This window comes from Porphyrobacter sp. LM 6, from assembly GCF_001720465.1.
Classification (GTDB): domain Bacteria; phylum Pseudomonadota; class Alphaproteobacteria; order Sphingomonadales; family Sphingomonadaceae; genus Erythrobacter.
The window spans coordinates 2,615,524-2,633,792 of sequence record NZ_CP017113.1 but is presented as its reverse complement, the minus strand read 5'-3'; the positions used below and the strand labels follow the sequence as shown (position 1 = coordinate 2,633,792).

13 protein-coding genes are annotated in these 18,269 nt (G+C 62.5%); 12 read left to right on the top strand and 1 reads right to left on the bottom strand.

Features of this window, described 5'->3' with window-relative positions; translation table 11 throughout:
* The first annotated feature begins 310 nt into the window (after positions 1-310).
* From BG023_RS12630 to BG023_RS12615, 4 genes are all read left to right on the top strand, one after another.
* Positions 311-1,546 (top strand): TolC family protein, encoded by a 1,236-nt coding sequence (locus tag BG023_RS12630; RefSeq protein WP_069310769.1) that lies wholly within the window; start codon positions 311-313, stop codon positions 1,544-1,546.
* Positions 1,543-2,781: an efflux RND transporter periplasmic adaptor subunit gene (locus BG023_RS12625; protein ID WP_069310768.1), complete on the top strand. Its 1,239-nt coding sequence runs from the start codon at positions 1,543-1,545 to the stop codon at positions 2,779-2,781. The genes BG023_RS12630 and BG023_RS12625 overlap by 4 nt, the downstream gene beginning before the upstream one ends.
* Positions 2,782-2,798: 17 nt before the next feature.
* Positions 2,799-5,948, top strand: coding sequence for an efflux RND transporter permease subunit (locus BG023_RS12620; protein WP_069310767.1), 3,150 nt, complete (start codon positions 2,799-2,801; stop codon positions 5,946-5,948).
* A 463-nt stretch (positions 5,949-6,411) separates the two neighbouring features.
* A complete protein-coding gene (locus tag BG023_RS12615; protein WP_069310766.1) occupies positions 6,412-7,527 on the top strand; it encodes a tyrosine-type recombinase/integrase in 1,116 nt (371 codons plus the stop codon).
* A 35-nt stretch (positions 7,528-7,562) separates the two neighbouring features.
* Here BG023_RS12615 and BG023_RS12610 read toward each other — a convergent pair.
* Positions 7,563-8,929, bottom strand: a protein-coding gene (locus BG023_RS12610) for an IS3 family transposase (protein ID WP_150122878.1) whose coding sequence is annotated in 2 segments (ribosomal slippage) — positions 7,563-8,578 and positions 8,578-8,929 — 1,368 coding nt in all. Because the reading frame shifts where the segments join, the coding sequence is not laid out codon by codon here.
* A gap of 107 nt (positions 8,930-9,036) precedes the next feature.
* Here BG023_RS12610 and BG023_RS12600 point away from each other — a divergent pair.
* From BG023_RS12600 to BG023_RS12565, 8 genes are all read left to right on the top strand, one after another.
* Complete coding sequence (locus BG023_RS12600) at positions 9,037-11,436, top strand: RHS repeat-associated core domain-containing protein (protein ID WP_069310765.1); 2,400 nt, start codon at positions 9,037-9,039, stop codon at positions 11,434-11,436.
* The gene (locus tag BG023_RS12595) at positions 11,433-11,759 is read left to right on the top strand and encodes a hypothetical protein (protein ID WP_069310764.1); all 327 of its coding nucleotides are present in this window, start codon (positions 11,433-11,435) and stop codon (positions 11,757-11,759) included. The genes BG023_RS12600 and BG023_RS12595 overlap by 4 nt, the downstream gene beginning before the upstream one ends.
* 117 nt (positions 11,760-11,876) lie before the next feature.
* Positions 11,877-12,164 carry a type IV secretion system protein VirB3 gene (locus tag BG023_RS12590; RefSeq protein ID WP_069310763.1) on the top strand — a complete coding sequence of 96 codons (288 nt, stop codon included), beginning with the start codon at positions 11,877-11,879 and terminating at the stop codon, positions 12,162-12,164.
* Positions 12,143-14,518, top strand: a complete 2,376-nt coding sequence (locus BG023_RS12585) for a VirB4 family type IV secretion/conjugal transfer ATPase (protein ID WP_069310762.1) — start codon at positions 12,143-12,145, stop codon at positions 14,516-14,518. Before BG023_RS12590 ends, BG023_RS12585 begins: the two co-directional genes overlap by 22 nt.
* Entirely contained in the window at positions 14,518-15,723 is a 1,206-nt protein-coding gene (locus BG023_RS12580; RefSeq protein ID WP_069310761.1) for a type IV secretion system protein, read from the top strand. Before BG023_RS12585 ends, BG023_RS12580 begins: the two co-directional genes overlap by 1 nt.
* The gene (locus BG023_RS12575) at positions 15,723-16,469 is read left to right on the top strand and encodes a virB8 family protein (RefSeq protein WP_069310760.1); all 747 of its coding nucleotides are present in this window, start codon (positions 15,723-15,725) and stop codon (positions 16,467-16,469) included. The genes BG023_RS12580 and BG023_RS12575 overlap by 1 nt, the downstream gene beginning before the upstream one ends.
* On the top strand, positions 16,466-17,191 hold the full coding sequence (locus BG023_RS12570) for a TrbG/VirB9 family P-type conjugative transfer protein (protein WP_069310759.1): 726 nt from the start codon (positions 16,466-16,468) through the stop codon (positions 17,189-17,191). Before BG023_RS12575 ends, BG023_RS12570 begins: the two co-directional genes overlap by 4 nt.
* Entirely contained in the window at positions 17,188-18,267 is a 1,080-nt protein-coding gene (locus tag BG023_RS12565; protein WP_069310758.1) for a TrbI/VirB10 family protein, read from the top strand. Before BG023_RS12570 ends, BG023_RS12565 begins: the two co-directional genes overlap by 4 nt.
* Positions 18,268-18,269: the final 2 nt, after the last annotated feature.

Below are 18,269 nucleotides of genomic sequence, written 5' to 3'. Positions count from 1 at the left end.
GGTCAGGCCAGTGTTCTTGTGGCTGATGCGCTCCATGCTGATGCCCACGAACATTTCTCCGACAATTCATCCTCTGATCCGTCGCAGGAGATCTTCCATCATCACCATTGCCCCGCAGCGATGGTGGCCGAATGCGGACAGAATATAAACAGACCCCATGCGAGCCGCGACATGCTCTGTCCCGGCGAGGTCACAGCTCTCCTGTCGCGAGCCTCCGCGCCACCGATTGAGCCCCCGCTAGCCTGAAACCTGCCATTTCTGCGGGCGTCTTTCTTCGCCCGCAATTTGCAAGCGTTTCAGGAGTTATCCCATGACTTTGACATTGCGCGCCGGCCTGTTGGCCGGATTGGCGCTGGCCTTGCCGATAACGGCAAGCGCGGAACCCGTAACTCTGGACGAGGCCGTCCGCCGCGCAATTGCGGCGTCGCCCGCGATCCAGGCCCAGGAGGCTGGCATCCGGTCGGCAAGGGCGGGGCGCAGCCAAGCCGATATTCGCCCCAATCCGGTCCTGTTGGTCGAGGCCGAAAACATTGCGGGCACCGGCGCCTATGATGTCTATCGGCAGGCCGAGACGACCGTTACCTATGCCCAGACTATCGAACGCGGCGGCAAGCGCGATGCGCGTATTGCCTATGCCGAGCGCGACGTCGGTGTCGCCGAGGCATCGGCGCGCCTTGTCCGGCTCGACCTTGCCGAGGCGGTGCAACGCACATTTATCGACCTGCAGATCGCCGAGGAAGTTGTCTGGCTTGCCGAACGACGCCTCGAAACCGAGCGCGCCATGCAGACCGAAGCCCTGCGCCGGGTCCGCGGGTACAAGGATCCGCTATTCGTCGAAACCCGCGCCGAGGCCCGCGTGGCTCGGGCACGGCTTGCGCTCGACGAGGCCCGGTCCCGCCGCAATGCTGCCCGCGCGAGGCTGGCCTCGTTCTGGGGCGGCAAGCCGGAAGACGTGGAGGTGCCGCGCGGGATCGAGAAGCCAGATGATCACCTGAATCAACTGGCCGCGGCTGACAGCGCGCTCGCATCTGCCACGGTGGAACGGGCGCAGGCGGCGGTCGTGGTCGAACAGACCCGCGGCGTGCAGGACTACACGGTGAGCGGCGGCGTGCGGCATCTGCGCGAGACGGGAGATGTCGCACTAGTGGCCGGGATATCGATTCCCCTCGGCCGCTTCGACCGCAATCGGGGCAACATCGAGCGCGCACAGGCCGAACGTCAGCGGATCGAACTGCTGGCCGAAGCGGCCCGCCTTGACCGTCTGCGCCAATTGGCCTCGCTCAGGGCCGAGGCGGATGCCGCCCGGATGCGCGCCGACGGGATCATGCAGGATGTCTATCCCAAGGCCGTCCGCACGCTTCAGCAGGTCCGCGAAGGTTACAATCGCGGCGGTTTCCGTTTCAGCGATGTGCAGGACGGTGCCGACGCCATCATCGAGGTTCAGTCGCAGTGGGTCGAAGCAATGACCCGCTACCGCGACATCCTGTCCCAGATCGACCGGCTGACCGGACGCTTCGACGTCGTCGCCGGGGAGGAAGTACAATGAGGAATATCCGTTTTACCGCTGCTATCGCGGCGCTAGCACTCGCCATCCCGCTTGCCGCCTGTGGTTCCGATCCGGCGCCCGCGGAACATGGCGAGGAAGGCGCCGAAGCCGAGAAAGGCCCCAATGGCGGGCGCCTCCTGAAGGATGGCGATTTTGCCGTTGAGGTCACAGTGTTCGAAACCGGGCAGGAGCCGCAGTTCAGGGTCTATGCCACCCGAGGCGGTGAACCGGTCGATCCGGGGGCGGTGCAACTGACCATGATATTGAGGCGACTGGGGGGCGAGGTGAACACCTTCGCCTTCAAGCCCGAGGGTAAGTTCCTTGCCGGACAAGGCGTGGTCGAGGAGCCCCACAGCTTCGACGTCGAGGTGGTCGCGGTTGAAAACGGCCAGCGCCATGTCTGGAAATACGCCAGTCCAGAAGGCCGCACCCGTATCACGGCAGAGGCGGCCAAGGCGGGCGGCATCGAGATCATGACCGCAGGTCCGGCAACGATCGGCGAGACGCGCGAACTGTTCGGCACCGTCGCACTCGACCCATCGGCGCGTTCGGAAATCCGTGGTCAGTTTCCGGGCCGCGTTGTCAGCGTGACCAAGGCCGTGGGCGACTATGTCCAGCGGGGGCAATTGCTGGCGCGCATCGAGTCGAGCGAGAGCCTGCAAGTCTATCCGGTCTATGCGACCGTCAGCGGCGTGGTCGCCGAGCGTAACGGCAACCCCGGCGATGTGACCGGTGATCGCGCGCTCTATGTCATCACCGACCCCGCCCAGACCTCGGTCGTCTTCAACATCTTCCCCAAGGATCTGGCGGTGATCCAGCCCGGCATGCGGGTGGAAATCGAAGCCATGGACGGCACGCCCGTCGCGGCCAGCCAGCTCGGGGGCTACCTGCCCGAAGGCAATGCCGAGGCCGGAACGGCGCTGGTCCGAACCTCTGTCCCCAATCGGGCGGGGCGACTCCGGGCAGGCATGGCCCTGCGCGGCAAGGTGGTGGTGAATGCCGTCACCGTGCCACTGGCCGTGCGGACCGAAGCCATCCAGCCGTTCCGCGACTTCAAGGTTGTCTTTGCCAATTTCGGTCAGGACTACGAAGTTCGCATGCTCGAGCTGGGGCGCTCATCGCCCGAGTGGACCGAAGTGCTGAGCGGCATCAAGCCGGGCACGCCTTATGCCGCCAAGGGCTCCTTCCTCATCCGCGCCGACATCGAGAAGTCGGGCGCGAGCCATGATCATTGAGCGGGAGAGATAACGCCATGCTTGCCCGCATCATCGGCTTTTCCATTCGTCAGCGCTGGTTCGTCCTGGCGGTTGTCGCCCTTTTATCTGCCATCGGCGTGTGGAGCGCGACCAAGCTGCCCATCGACGCCGTACCCGACATCACTAACGTCCAGGTCCAGATCAACACGGAGGCCGAAGGCTACTCCCCGCTCGAATCCGAGCAGCGCATCACATATCCCATCGAGACGGCCATCGCCGGCGTTCCGGGCCTTTCCTACACGCGCTCGATCTCGCGCTATGGGCTGAGCCAGGTCACGGTGGTGTTCGAGGACGGCACCGACACCTATTTTGCCCGCCAGCAGGTCAACGAGCGCCTGCAAGCGGTCAGGTCGCAACTGCCGGCCGGAATCGAGCCGGAAATGGGACCGATCGCCACCGGGCTCGGTGAAATCTTCATGTTCGCGATCGAGCCCAAACCCGGCGCCACCAAACCCGATGGCAGTCCCTGGACGGCAACCGATCTCAGAACCCTGTCCGATTGGGTGGTGCGGCCGCAGATGCGGACAATTCCCGGCGTGGCCGAGGTGAACACCATCGGCGGCTACGAACGGCAATACCATGTCACGCCCAACCCGGCGCAGCTGGCCGCGCTCAATCTGTCTCTGAACGATCTTGTCGAGGCGCTGGAACGCAACAACGCCAATCGCGGCGCGGGCTATGTTGAGCGCGGCGGCGAGCAGATCCTGATCCGCGTTCCCGGGCAGGCGGCCAACGAAGCGGACCTCTCGCAGATCCTCGTTGCGACGCGCGGCGGCGTGCCGATCCGCGTCGGCGACGTGGCCGAAATCGTGATCGGTTCCGAACTGCGCACCGGTGCCGCAACCGAAAATGCGAAGGAGATCGTACTCGGAACGATCTTCATGCGAACTGGCGAAAACCCGCGGATCGTTGCCCAGGCTGCTGCGGAGAAGCTCAAGCAGGCGACAGCATCGCTACCTGCGGGCGTGGTGGCGCACCCGCTCTATGACCGCACCGAACTGGTCGACCGCACGATCGCCACTGTCGAGAAGAACCTCGCCGAGGGTGCATTGCTCGTGATTGTGGTCCTGTTCCTGCTGCTCGGCAATTTCCGGGCGGCGCTGATCACGGCTGCGGTGATCCCGATCGCCATGCTCATGACGCTGACCGGCATGCTGGCGACCCGAACCTCCGCGAACCTGATGAGCCTGGGAGCGCTGGATTTCGGCCTGATCGTCGACGGAGCGGTCATCATCGTCGAGAACTGCCTGCGACGATTGGGCGAAGCCCAGCATCGAATGGGCCGCTTGCTCGATCGCGACGAGCGGTTTGGTCTCGTGGCCAAGGCGAGCGCCGAAGTCATCCGCCCCTCGATCTTCGGCATCGTCATCATTACCGCGGTGTATCTGCCGATATTCGCGCTTGAAGGCATCGAGGGCAAAACCTTCCATCCCATGGCGATCACCGTCGTGCTGGCCCTGACGGCGGCGCTGATCCTCTCGCTGACGCTTGTGCCCGCTGCCGTTGCCCTCTTCGTCACCGGCAAGGTGGAGGAAAAGGAAAACCGCGTCATGCGCTGGATGAGCGAACGGTACGCGCCGCTCCTCGACAAGGCCTTGGCCCGCCCGAAGCTCGCTGTTGCCTCCGCCGTCCTGCTTGTCACCCTCAGCGCTGCGGGAGCAACACGGCTAGGGTCGGAGTTTATTCCAAACCTCGATGAAGGCGACATCGCGATGCACGCGCTGCGTATTCCGGGCACCAGTCTTGGCCAGGCAGTCCAGATGCAGGAGTCACTGGAGAAACGCATCCGGCAGTTCCCCGAGGTGGAGCGCGTCTTTGCCAAGATCGGTACGGCCGATGTCGCGACCGACCCGATGCCGCCATCAGTCGCGGACAATTTCATCATGCTCAAGGACAGGAGCGAATGGCCCGACCCGCGCAAGCCGCGTGACCAGCTTGTGGCCGAACTGAACAAGGCGGTGTCGGAGATTCCCGGCAACAACTACGAGTTCACGCAGCCGGTGCAGATGCGCATGAACGAGTTGATCGCGGGCGTGCGCGCCGATGTGGCTATCAAGCTGTTCGGCGACGACCTTGAGCAGCTGCTCAAGAGCGGTGACGCCATCAACGATGTGGCGGCGTCTATCCCCGGGGCTGAGGATGTGAAGCTAGAGCAGGTCACGGGTCTGCCGATGCTCTCGGTCACACCGCGCCGTGACATACTCGCACGCTATGGCATCAGCATGGCCGAGGTTCAGGATGCCGTGGCCACGGCAACTGGCGGCCGCAAGGCCGGCGAGGTGTTCGAAGGCGACCGGCGCTTTGCCGTCGTCGTGCGCCTGCCCGAAGCGCTACGGACGGACTTACCGGCACTCGGCAATCTGCCCGTTCGCCTTGCAGCCGGCGGGACGGTGCCGCTGTCACAACTGGCTGACATCTCACTCTCGGCCGGACCCAATCAGATCAGCCGTGAGAACGGCAAGCGCCGCGCCGTGATCACCGCCAACGTGCGCGGCCGGGATCTGGGATCTTTCATCACGGAGCTGCGTGAGAAGGTCGGCGCTGAAGTCGAACTGCCGACCGGCTATTACGTTGAATATGGCGGCACGTTCGAACAGCTCCAGTCGGCCAAGACACGGCTGCAGGTGGTCGTGCCGCTTGTCCTGCTGCTGATCTTCGGGCTCCTTTTCACCCTGTTTGGATCGACGAAGGATGCGGCCATCGTCTTCTCGGGCGTGCCGCTCGCATTGACCGGCGGGGTGGCAGGCCTGGCATTGCGCGGCATCCCGATGTCAATCTCTGCCGGGATCGGGTTCATCGCCTTGTCGGGTGTTGCGGTGCTCAACGGTGTCGTCATGCTGTCATTCATCCGCGACCTGCGCGAACGCGGTCTGGGACCATTGGCGGCGGTGCGCGAGGGGGCGCTGACACGCCTGCGCCCGGTGATGATGACGGCTCTCGTGGCATCGCTCGGCTTCGTACCGATGGCGCTGAACGTCGGTGCCGGTTCCGAAGTGCAGCGACCCCTCGCGACTGTCGTGATCGGTGGGATCATTTCCTCGACGATCCTCACATTGCTGGTGCTGCCGGCACTCTATCGGCTAATACATGGGCGCGAGGATGAAACGGAGATCAAAGTCGTCGAAGGCGTCACTCGAGGGGCATGAAAGTACTCGCTGATCATTCCGCCAATGATATGAGGGGGGCATCGTGATCCCGGAGCAGCTGATCATAATGCGGTGTCCAGCCACCCTGCAGTGCTCGCGAAAGTGGCGAGCAGAGTGACGCAACAGCGCCCCCCGGCAGCCCCATGCAGAAGCCTTCAGGTTCAGCGCGCTACGTAATATTCAGCCTGCCCGAGACGTCGCAAGAATTTGGCTCGACCGCTGGGGTATCGGACGCGCCTTGGTGAGATTGTAATCCATAAATTATGTTGCAGAGAAGGTTGGATGCGAGTCGCCTTCCCACCGCCAGACACCCTTCCGCAAGCGTCCAAAAAACCCCTGTTTTCCTTGATTTTTAGCCATTTTGCGCTAGATATCGTTCTGCATTTGTTTCGATATTTCCGTATGCGTCCACGACGATTGGGGGCATTTCTGGGGGCATCAAAACGCAGTTTTGGGGGCACAGATGCTCAGCGAGATGGCAGTCCGGCAGGCGAAGGCAAAAGACAAGGATTACAAGCTCTCCGATTCCGAGGGGCTGTATCTGTTTGTGGCCAAATCCGGCCATCGGAGCTGGCGGCTCAAGTATCGCTTTGCGGGGAAAGAGCGCAGGCTGATCTTTGGTGCCTACCCTGAGGTTTCGCTGAAAGAGGCGCGTGATCGTAAGATCGAGGCACGCAAGCAGCTTGCGGAAGGCAGGGACCCAGGTCTCGAAGCGAAGAAGGCGGCCATTGCGCGGGCCATGTCGGCCGCGAACACCTTCGAGGTAGTGGCCCGCAGTTGGTTCGCACTTCAGGAAGATCGGTGGACCCCGGTCCATGCAAAAGACGTAATCTCAAGCCTCGAGAAGGAGGTATTTCCTTGGATCGGCGCATTGCCGATCGCCGAGCTTGATGAGCCGATGGTGCTTTCTGTTCTCAGGAAAATCGAGAAGCGAGGCGCCATCGAGACGGCTCATCGCGTGCGGCAGAGAATGTCAGCTGTTTTCGTGCAGGCCATCGCCGAGGGCCTAGCCGTCAGAGATCCGGCCGCAGTCGTGGGCAAAGCGCTCAAGCCGGTGCCACGCGGGCGCAAGAGGCCGGCGATTGTGAAGATTGAATGCCTGCATGACATGATCCGCAAAACCGAAGCTGAGCTGGCTTCGCCCCTCACGAAGCTCGCATCACGGTTCGCGGCACTGACAGCTCAGCGGCTGGGCGCCATTCGGTGCGTGGCTTGGGCAGAGTTTGAGAACATTGACTGGGACGGTGATGGGCTCTGCCCGCAAGCCCTATGGCGTATCCCTGCCGGTCACATGAAGCTGGCCAGTGAATTGAAACAGGATGAAAAGTTTGATCATCTTGTACCGCTCGCACCCGAGGCAGTTGCAGTCCTGCGGACAGCAAAGCAGCTCACCGGGCGCGGACCAATCGTATTTCCCAGCAATCGTAGCGCCCGAGTTCCCATGAGCGAGAACACGTTGAGCTATTTCTACAATCGCTGCGGCTATCAGGGCAGGCATGTACCGCATGGCTGGCGGGCATCGTTCTCGACGATAATGAATTGTCCGTCGTCAGAACATTTGGCGCAGATGGTGGCGTAGATTAGCGGAGTGCGGGCCTCGTCTGGGGTTGGGTTTTAGGCGGCGAACTTGCGGTGTTGCAAGCGCCGATATTCGATGGTCTGTCGTTTGATCCTTTCACGCTGTTTGATGATGGCCGGTGCCCTGCCGAAGTAAGCATCGGCGGGCGTCACATTGTTGAGGCTCTCGTGGTAGCGCTGGTGGTTGTAGTGCTCGACGAACGCCTCGATCTGGGCCTCGAGGTCACCGGGCAAGAAGTAGTTTTCCAGCAGGATGCGGTTCTTCAGGGTCTGGTGCCAGCGCTCGATCTTGCCCTGGGTTTGCGGGTGCATCGGGGCACCGCGCATGTGGCTCATCTTGTTGGCCTCGATGTATTCCGCCAGTTCCCCCGCGATGTAGCTGGGACCATTATCGCTGAGCAGCCTTGGCTTGTGCAGCACCGTGGCGCTGTCGCAGCCTGAGGCCGCAAGCGCGAGGTCCAGCGTGTCGGTCACATCCTCTGCTCGCATGTTGGTGCACAACTTCCAGGCGATGATGTAGCGCGAGAAGTCGTCGAGTACGGTCGATAGATACATCCAGCCCCACCCGATGATCTTGAAGTAGGTAAAATCGGTCTGCCACATCTCGTTCGGCCGGGTGGTCTTGGTGTGGAACGCATCGGCGGCCTTGATCACGACATAGGCCGGGCTGGTGATAAGGTCGTGCGCCTTGAGCAGGCGGTAAACCGTGGCCTCAGACACAAAGTATTGGCGTTCATCGGTAAATCGAACGGCCAGTTCGCGTGGGCTGAGTTCGGATTGCTCCAGCGCCATCTCGACGATCTGATCCTGCACCTCGGGCGCGATGCGGTTCCACACCCGGCTCGGCGCTGACGGTCGATCCGCGAGCGCGTCCAGGCCACCATCAAGGTAGCGGTCATACCAGCGGTAGAACGTCCGACGGGCAATGCCGAGCTTATCAAGGGTCCGCTTGGCGGGCAGGTGCGACTGCTCGACGATCCGGATGATCTCGAGCTTCTCTGATGCGGGATACCTCATTCCTCGTCGCCCCCATCCACGATCATGCTTTTTTTCAGCAAGCGGTTTTCGAGCGTCAGGTCGGCCACGCATTCCTTGAGTGCACGAGCTTCACGGCGCAGATCCTGCACTTCGCCGGTGGTCGCAGCACGGGCGGTGTCGCCGGCCAACCGGCGCTTGCCGGCTTCCATGAACTCCTTCGACCAAGTGTAATACAGGCTCTGCGCGATGCCTTCCTTGCGGCACAGCTCGGCGATGCTGTCCTCGCCGCGCAGGCCATCCAGCACGATGCGGATCTTGTCCTCTGCCGAGAAGTGGCGACGGGTCTGCCGCCGGATGTCCTTCACCACCCGCTCAGCCGGGGCCTTCTTGGGAGGGGACTTTTTCAAGGAGGGTTGGGTCTTCATCTTCGTTCCTTCGTCACTACGACGAAGCCCCAACCCTCCTTAAATCACAACCTCAAATCTGTGCCATTGGTGCTGACGGGGGACACAGCTTTTCTGCCCGCACCAGATTGGCGAACACCTACGACAATTTCGACCGGCTCGCGTCCAGCAGCCAGATCTCGACCGATGGTGCAACACGATATTCGATCACGCAGTACAGCTACGACGCAGCTGGACGGCTCGATTGCACCGCTGTCCGCATGAACCTGACCAGCGTCGCTGCGTCTCTGCCGTCAGATGTCTGCGTGAAAATGACTCCCGGCGCTGACGGCGAGGACCGGATCACGCGCCGCTATTACGACACGGCAGACAGGGCCACGCAGGTGTGGTCGGCTGTCGATACCGGGATCGCCCAGCAAACCGCCGAGATGGCCTACAACGCCAACGGGACGGTCGCCTGGGTCGAGGATGCCAACAACAACCGCACGGCCTATGTCTATGACGGGCATGATCGGACGCGGCGGATCAACTATCCCTCGCCAACGACCCCTGGCGTCGCCAACACGGGCGACTACGAGGAGATCACCTATGATGCGGCAAGCAACGTCTCGCAGTTCCGCACGCGGCGTGGTGAGACGATCCTGCTCGCCTATGACAACCGTCGGCTGCTAACCCAGAAAACGATTCCCGAACGTGCTGGGCTCGACCCGGTCCACACCCGCGACGTGACCTACAAGTATGACCTCTACGGATCGCTGACCGAAGCTGCGTTCGATACCTCGAACCGCATCGTGATGACTTACGATTCGCTCGGGCGTCCGGTCACCAGCACGCAGATAATGGATGGTGTATCGCGGCCGCTCTCCTACCTCTACGATATTGCCGGACGGCAGACCCGGATCACGCATCCTGACGGCGCGTGGTGGGGCTATGAGTACGATACCGCGGGCCGCCTCGCCCGTATCCGCGATGATGACGGGATCGAACTAATCACCAATGTCTATGACACCTGGGGGCGGCTCGAACGGACGAACCGCGACAGCAGCGCGCCCGATAGCCTGATGTTCTACGACAACGCGAACCGGCTCGACCGCATCTTCATCGACCACCCCAGCAGCAGCTACGATGTCAATCGGACCTATAACCACAACCAGGCCAATCAGGCGAAGAGCGAGGCGACCGACAACCAGCTCTATGTCTGGAATGCCCAGCCAGCAGGCACTCTCGACACCCCCTATGTGCCCGATGGTGTGAACCAGTACGACAGCGTCAACGGCGTGACCTATGCCCACGATGTCAATGGCAACCTGACCTCGGATGGAGCCACCACCTACACCTATGATGTCGAAAACCGTCTTGTCAGCGCCTCCGGTGCCAAGACGGCAGGCCTTCGCTATGATCCGCTGGGCCGACTCTACCAGATCACCGATGGATCTGGCAGCATCACCCGTTTGCTGTATGATGGCGACGCGCTGGTCGGCGAGTTCAACACCAGCGGTACAATGTTGAATCGCTATGTTCACGCGCTTGGCGCGGGAGACGATCCGATGATCCGCTATGCAGGATCAAATGCTGCCCGCAGTGCCGCCGAGTATCTCTATGCGGATCGGTTGGGATCGATCGTGGCCAGCTTCGACTGGAGCGGCGGAGTCAAGGCGATCAACACCTATGACGAGTTCGGTGTGCCCGGCACTCCCGGAGGCACCGCGAACACCGGACGGTTCCGCTACACCGGGCAGATCTGGATCCCGGAATTGGGCCAGTATCACTACAAGGCGCGAGCTTACTCACCCACGCTCGGACGGTTCATGCAAACCGATCCGATCGGATATGCCGACGGCCTCAACATGTACGCCTACGTCGGGAACGATCCGGTAAACCGGTTTGATCCGACCGGGCTTTGCCAAATCGAACAACTGTATCAAACTCGGACAGTAACAGTTGGTGACACAACAGTGACAACCCGTGTTCCAAATGGCGTTATCGTCACCGGCGACTGTAGCGGCGGCGGTGGTCCGGGGGGCGCCAGCCCGGGCGGTGGCGGCGGGGGGAGCGAAGGCAACCCAATCGTCGTCGAAGGAAAAAAGAAGAGAAAGAAGCCGCAAAGTGATCGACCTTGCCCTGCCGTTCCCTCAGAAGTTCCAGGGTATTTCTACGTACCCTTCGGTCTAGTCCTTACAGGGGATATCTGGCGAAATGCTGCTAACCGCGCCGCAAGGGCACGTTTTCCGGGCCTGCGCGGTACGGACGATGCCCGAGATGCATATCGGCATATTTGGGCCGCAATAGCTCTTAGTAGGCAGTACGGCCCGGCCGCGACGCTCGGTTCTGGAAACGTCAACGAATTTCAAGGTTACTTGAGAGGATTAATGGGGCAGGATGGATACACTCCTGCTGCGCGTGCGATGGACGATCACAATAATTACGTTGGAGCAGCACTGGGTGTTGATCCCCGCTATACGCATATGTCGACTACGGAACTTGCAGATTTCGCATTCGCTAACAACTGCGCGGTAACAGCACCATGACCCGTTACATCGTCATAACACTTCTCCTGTTTTCGTTAAGTGCGTGTTCCAAAACTACGACCTACGAGATCAGCAACGACAGTGGGAAGCCTATTGTAGCTGCAGAGATATCACAGAGTGGCAGTCCAAAGGTGATCGGGGATCTCTCCCCAGGGGAGGTCCGCAAGGTTGAGTTCGAAGCCATCTTCGAGAACAGCTATAGGTTGAAGTATGAACAAGATGGCAAGAGGTTTATGAAGGATTTATGCTATCAAGCATGGGGAGATAAATCTTATGGTAAAATCTCAGTGCGTCCTGATGGTGTAGATCTGATTTGTTTTTAATTTATTGTCAAAATTTTCTTGCGATTGAAAGATTCAGTATAATCGTACTTTTTCCTTTATTTACCACGAAATTGATATTGAAAATCGGTCGTGTTGTTATGATTATGGGTTTTGAGCATGTCCGAAGAACTTCGCCGGGATACGCTGTTCGTGGCGCTTACGCGCCCGCAGATGTTTGCCGGTGTCACCTACACCTTCTTCGTGATCAACGCGATTGTGAGCGTCGAGTTGTTTCTCATCTTCCGCGCCTGGTGGGTGCTGCTGGCGGCGCTGGTGATCCACGGCATCGGCATGCTCGCCTGCCTTGAGGAGCCACGCATCTTCGACCTCTGGATCACACGCGTGAGGAACTGCCCGCGGGTGCGCAATCATGCGATCTGGCGATGCAATTCCTACCGCCCCTGACGCGTGATCCGAAGGTGGCTGCGCGCGAAGCTCCTGCTGGCGCGCACCTGCCCTATGCGCGGCACATCGACGATGTGACCATCCAGACCCGCGACGGGCTGCTGATGCAGACGATCCGTCTCGGCGGGTTGCTGTTCGAGACCGCTGACAGCGCCGAGCTCAACTACCGTGCCGGATTGCGCGATGCGATGCTTCGCACGCTCGGTTCCTCGCGTTTTGCGATCTACCACCATGTCGTGCGGCGCCGCGCCGATGCGGCGCTGCGCCCGGTCACCGCCGACGACTTCGCCGCCCGGCTCGATTCCCGCTGGCAGGAGCGGCTTGGCGGCAAGCTGCTCTATGTGAACGAGCTGTTCGTCACCATCATCCGCCGCCCGCTACAGGGGCGGATTGGGATTGCCGACCGGATGCGCAGCCTCATCAGCGGCAAGTCGCGGCGCAATGCAGGCCAGATCGCGGCCGAGAAGCATGCGCTGGACCGCGCGCGCGAGGCTTTGATGGCCTCATTAAGCGCCTATGAACCGCAGGTTCTGAGCATCTACGATACGCCCGAGGGCAAGCGCTCCGAGCCACTCGAGTTCCTGTCCTGCCTGTTCAATGCCGACCTGCGGCCCATTGCGCTCCCCCATGGCGATCTCGGGCATTTCATCCCGGCGCGGCGGGTGAGTTTCGGGCAGGACTGTGTCGAGCTGGGTCCGGCAGGCCCGCTGGCGCGCCGGTTCGTGGCGATGGTCTCGATCAAGGATTATCCCGGCGCCACATTCCCCGGCATGTTCGACGAGCTCTACCGCCTGCCGTTCGAACTGCAGGTCACGCAGAGCTTTGCCATGGTCGAACGCGCTGCCGCGCTCGGGCAGATGAACCTCGCGCTGCGCCGCATGCGCTCGGCCGAGGATGAGGCGCTATCGCTGCGTGACGAGCTGACTTACGCCAAGGATGAGGTGGCTGCAGGGCGCGCCGGGTTCGGGGAGCATCACAGCTCGATTGCGGTGCATGCCGATGACCTTCGGCAGCTCGAAAACAACGTCGCCGAGGTGATCGCGCTGCTCGCCGATCTCGGGATCAATGCGGTGCGCGAGGATATCGCGCTGGAGCCCGCCTTCTGGGCGCAGTTCCCCGGCAATTTCCGCTATATTGGCCGGCGCGGGCTGGTCTCGACCACCAATTTTGCAGGCCTCGCCAGCCTCCACAACTTCCCTGTCGGTCGGGCGCAGGGCAACCACTGGGGCGAGGCTGTGACCTTGTTCGAGACCACCGCGGCCGGGCCCTACTTCTTCAACTTCCACCGCGCCGATCTTGGCAACTTCACGGTGATCGGCCCGTCGGGCTCGGGCAAGACCGTGGTGCTCAATTTCCTGCTGGCGCAGGCGCGGCGGTTTTCCCCACGCATCATTTTCTTCGACAAGGATCGCGGCGCTGAGCTCTTCATCCGCGCGATCGGCGGACAATATGATCGCCTGCGGCCCGACGCACCTTCCGGCCTCAATCCGCTCCAGCTCGACGACACCCCAGCCAACCGCCAGTTTCTGATCGAGTGGCTGACCCTGCTCGCGGGCGGCGCGACCAGCGCCGAGCTCGACCAGATCCGCGACGCGATCGACACAAGCTATGCCCAGCCTGCTTCCCGACGCCGTCTGCGCTATCTGGTCGAGTTGTTCCGCGGTGGCGCACGGCCGGAACCCGATGATCTCCACGCCCGTCTGCGCCCCTGGTGGGGTGAGGGCGAGCGGGCCTGGCTGTTCGATAACGAGCGCGACCTCACTGACCTAGCCGCTGACACAGTCGGGTTCGACATGACCGCGATCCTTGATGATTCGGTCTCGCGAACGCCTGCAATGTTCTACTTCTTCCACCGGGTCGAGCAGCGCCTCGACGGGACCCCGGCGATTATCGTCATTGACGAGGGCTGGAAAGCGCTCGACGACGACATCTTCGTGCGCCGGATCAAGGACTGGGAGAAGACCATCCGCAAAAGGAACGGCGTAGTCGGGTTTGCAACCCAGAGCGCGTCCGACGCGCTCGAGAGCAAGATCGCGAGCGCGATCATCGAGCAGGCTGCCACCCAGATCTTCATGATCAACCCCAAGGCGCGCGCCGAGGACTACATCAACGGGTTCGGCCTCAGCCGCCACGAGTTCGATCTGGTGCGCACGCTGCCCGACAGCGCGCACTGCTTTCTGATCCGTCATGGCCGCGAGAGCGTGGTCGCGCGGCTCGACCTGTCGGGCGAGAGCGATATCCTCACCATTCTCTCCGGCCGGGAGTCCACCGTCCGGATGTTCGACGAGTTGGTGACCCGCACCGGCCCTGATCCAGCCAACTGGCTCCATCTCCTCCTCGAGAAGGCTGCCTGATGGCCTGCCCAGCCATCATCACCGGCGACAGCTTCCTGCTGCGCACGCTCGCGCATATTGATTGCCAGGCACAGGTGATCGGCTCCTACGGCTATCTGGCGCTGGGTCAGCCCGGCTCGATGGCGTCGGTGCTAATGACGAGCCTGCTCACGCTGTTCATTGCCCTGTTCGGGATCCGGTTGCTGTTCGGCCCGCCGCCGGGAGCGCGCGACGTCGTGTTCGATGTGCTCAAGATCGGGATCGTGCTGACGCTGGCCTTCTCGTGGCCGGCGTTCCGCACGGTAATCTACGATGTCACCCTCAAGGGACCGGCCGAGGTTGCGACCGTTATCAGCGGGGTGAGCGGTAACGAGCAAGTGGGCGCAGATCTAGCGCAGCGCCTGCAGCGCGCCGACAATGCCATCGTACGTCTGACCGAGGTCGGCGCAGGCCGCAATCTCGGCGCGCTGATCAACAGCGAAGCGCCGGGAGGCACCTTTGAGGGTGCTGCGCTCGCCGACGACACGGCATTTGGCTCCGCCCGTCTGCTGTTCCTTGCCGGCACAATCGGGACGCTTGCGCTGCTGCGGATTGCCGCGGCCATGCTGCTCGCGCTCACCCCGCTCGTGGCTGGACTCTGGTTCTTTCCCTGGACACGCGGGCTGGTTGCGGGCTGGATCAAGGGGCTGGTGCTCACGATGACAGGTTCGGTCGGCACAGCCATTGTCCTCTCGGTCGAGCTTGCAATCATCGAGCCATGGCTTGCCGACGCGCTCAAGGTGCGCTCATTGGGCTATGCCATTCCGGCAGCGCCCACCGAGCTATTCGCAATCATGCTCGCCTTTGCCATCGTCCAGCTGATGATGATCTGGCTGCTCGCCCGCGCGGTGTTCACCAGAGGATGGCTGACCCTGCCCGACTGGCCACGCATATCCGAGCCGCAGCTGGCACCTCCGTCGGCATTTGCGGGGGGCGCAGTCAGAAGTGAAGTTGTGTTCAATCGCGCCGAGCAGATCGGCAATGCAGTCGAAGGCGTTATCCGACGCGAGCAGTCACTCGCCAATGACCGCTCCGTCCGTATGCCGCTCTCGGGAGTGGCCGGGGGTGACAGTGGTCCACAAGGTCCGGGATCGGGCCCTGAAGGGAACGCGCCGCGGCTCGGGAGCTCGTATCGCCGCACCGCCCTGCGCACCTCGCGCGCCGGGCAGGCAAGGGACCGCAGCTGATGAACATGAAGCCGCAGCAGAATTTCGACGAGGATCTGGCCGACCTGCCGGTCGCGGCCAGCTGGGCAACCAGCGTGACTGAGGACCTCGAGCGGTCGAACCGCCGCGCATGGATTGTCGCAATCATCGCGGCCATGATCGCGCTGCTGGAGGCGGTGGCGTTGGTATTCCTTCTGCCGCTCAAGACCACTGTCCCTTTTACCTTGCTGGTCGACCGCCAGACCGGCAATGTCGAGGCGCTCGCGCCAATGGACGCGCAGGTGGTGGCACCTGACTCTGCTCTGACCCGTTCATTCCTGGTCCAGTATGTGACCGCACGCGAGAGCTTTGCGCTGCCAACCTTGCAGGATGACTACCGCAAGGTATCGCTCTGGTCGGACGGTAAGGTCCGCGACGCCTATGAACGCGCGATGAACGCCGCGACGCCAAATAGTCCGCTAGCGGTGTTGCCGCGCAATGCCTCCATCCGCACCGAGGTAAAAAGCGTCTCGAACCTCGGCGAGGGCCGCGCTCTGGTGCGGTTCCAGACCACCCGGATCGATCCGGGCGCCTCCCCGCAACCTCCCAGTCACTGGGCGGCGATCATCAATTACAGCTTCAGCGCAGCCGAAATGACTGAGGAAGACCGCTACACCAATCCGCTGGGGTTCCAGGTCACCTCCTACCGCCGCGATGCCGAGACCATCCCAGAGGAAGGCATCGTCAACGGCGTCGATCTGGACCAGACAGGAAGACCCGCGCCATGATGCGCGGGCGCCTCGCAGCCCTGGCCATGCTCGCCTGGGCCGCGCCGCTTGCAGCGCAGGTGTTCCCGATGCCGGGGCCCGAGACCCCGCGTATCCAGACCGCACAGTGGCGGCCGGGCGAGCCAGTGGTGCTGACCGCGCTGCCCCAGACGGCGCTGACGGTCATGCTCGAACCCGGCGAGACCATCCGGCGTGCCACGCTCGGCGGCAGTCCGGTCTGGGAGGTCACCGTGTCGGCCGAGGCCGACAGTTTCCAGATCACTCCGCTCTATGGCGCTGTACCCGCCAGTCTCACGGTCGAGACCGACCGGCGCGTCTACAACTTCCAGCTCGAGACCGGCAACGGCCTGCAGGCCGCCTATCTGGTGCGGCTCGCCTTTGACGGGGGGAGCGGCGATCTCCAGTCGCACACGGCACGTGACTCACTTGACCTTATCGGGCTCGACCGGACCTGGCGTCTGCGCGGTGACCCCTCGGTGCGTCCAGCCTCGGTGCGTGACAACGGGGCAAAGACCGTGATCGAGTATGCGCCGGGCCAGTCCCTGCCGGCTGTTTTCGCCATTGGCCCCACGGGTGATGAGGAGGTGGTCGATGGCTATATGCGAGACGGGCTGTTCGTGATCGACCGGGTGCATGAGGAACTGGTGTTCCGGATCGACAAGGCGAAGGCCACGGCACGGCGTCACGCTCGCACAGCTCCGCAGGATGGTGGTGAGGGATGACCACAACTGCGAGCACCTCATCCGAAAACGGCAACGACTACCAAGCCGCCGATGTGCGTCCGGTCATCCCGACCGGCGGTAGCGGGAACATGGGCCTTTATGCCTTCCTCGTCGTGCTGGCAGCGGGGGGGGGCGTGCTGTTCAGTGCGCTTAATGCCTCGCGCGAGGCCGCCGATACGTCGTCGATGCTCCAGCCCGCTGGAGGCGCGCCGGTGCGAATTTCCTCGCCTCAGCCGCTTGATATCCCGGACCGGTTTACAGGTGATCTGCGCGGCAACCTGTCGTCCGTTGATCAGCCCGGCATTGGATCTGTTGCAGGCGCTCAACCCATTCAGATTCAGCCAGCCTTGCGTCAGCAATCCTTGCCGCCATTCAGGCCAACGCAGGTGCCTCCGTCGGAACCGCTCTCGCCGGTTCAGCTTCAGCCGCAACCGCCGCGCGTGGTGTTCGACAATCGCGCCGCCACCACTGCCTCTCCTTTGCCAGGAGACGCTGGCGACGAGGGCAGCTCGCGCGTAACCGCCGAGCGCTTCCTCAATCCCTCGCTCACGATCCCGCAGGGGACGGTCATCCCGGCTGTGCTGGAAACCGCGCTTGATTCGACCCGCGCAGGCGGCGTGCGCGCGCTGGTTCAGCGCGACGTCTCAGGGTTCGATGGGAGCCGGGTCCTGATCCCGCGCGGCAGCCGCCTCTATGGAGAGTACGAGGCGAGCCTCCAGACCGGCCAGAACCGTGCGCTGGTACGCTGGACCCGGCTGATCCGGCCCGACGGAGTGACCATTGCGCTCGACTCCCCGTCCTCCGATCCGCTGGGTCGGGCGGGTATCAGGGGCAAGGTCGACAGCAAGTTTCTGCAGCGCTTCGGCGGCGCATTACTTCAATCGGTGCTCGACCTCGGGGTTGGCGTTGCGGTCAACCGCGCGACCGACGGCGTGATCGTGGCGCTGCCCGGCAGCACCCAGAACCTGCAGGTCACGCAGCCGCAGCAGATCCAGCCCACGCTCAAGGTCAAGCACGGCACCAGCGTCTCGGTGTTCGTGGCGCGCGATCTCGACTTCTCGACCGTGGACCGCTGAGG

What these genes read in the sequence shown, in the direction of transcription:
- BG023_RS12620 (WP_069310767.1), top strand. Translation starts at nt 2,799, where the DNA reads ATGCTTGCCCGCATCATCGGCTTTTCCATTCGTCAGCGCTGGTTCGTC.
- BG023_RS12590 (WP_069310763.1), top strand. Translation starts at nt 11,877, where the DNA reads ATGTCCGAAGAACTTCGCCGGGATACGCTGTTCGTGGCGCTTACGCGC.
- BG023_RS12595 (WP_069310764.1), top strand. Translation starts at nt 11,433, where the DNA reads ATGACCCGTTACATCGTCATAACACTTCTCCTGTTTTCGTTAAGTGCG.
- BG023_RS12585 (WP_069310762.1), top strand. Translation starts at nt 12,143, where the DNA reads ATGCAATTCCTACCGCCCCTGACGCGTGATCCGAAGGTGGCTGCGCGC.
- BG023_RS12575 (WP_069310760.1), top strand. Translation starts at nt 15,723, where the DNA reads ATGAACATGAAGCCGCAGCAGAATTTCGACGAGGATCTGGCCGACCTG.
- BG023_RS12570 (WP_069310759.1), top strand. Translation starts at nt 16,466, where the DNA reads ATGATGCGCGGGCGCCTCGCAGCCCTGGCCATGCTCGCCTGGGCCGCG.
- BG023_RS12625 (WP_069310768.1), top strand. Translation starts at nt 1,543, where the DNA reads ATGAGGAATATCCGTTTTACCGCTGCTATCGCGGCGCTAGCACTCGCC.
- BG023_RS12580 (WP_069310761.1), top strand. Translation starts at nt 14,518, where the DNA reads ATGGCCTGCCCAGCCATCATCACCGGCGACAGCTTCCTGCTGCGCACG.
- BG023_RS12630 (WP_069310769.1), top strand. Translation starts at nt 311, where the DNA reads ATGACTTTGACATTGCGCGCCGGCCTGTTGGCCGGATTGGCGCTGGCC.
- BG023_RS12565 (WP_069310758.1), top strand. Translation starts at nt 17,188, where the DNA reads ATGACCACAACTGCGAGCACCTCATCCGAAAACGGCAACGACTACCAA.
- BG023_RS12615 (WP_069310766.1), top strand. Translation starts at nt 6,412, where the DNA reads ATGCTCAGCGAGATGGCAGTCCGGCAGGCGAAGGCAAAAGACAAGGAT.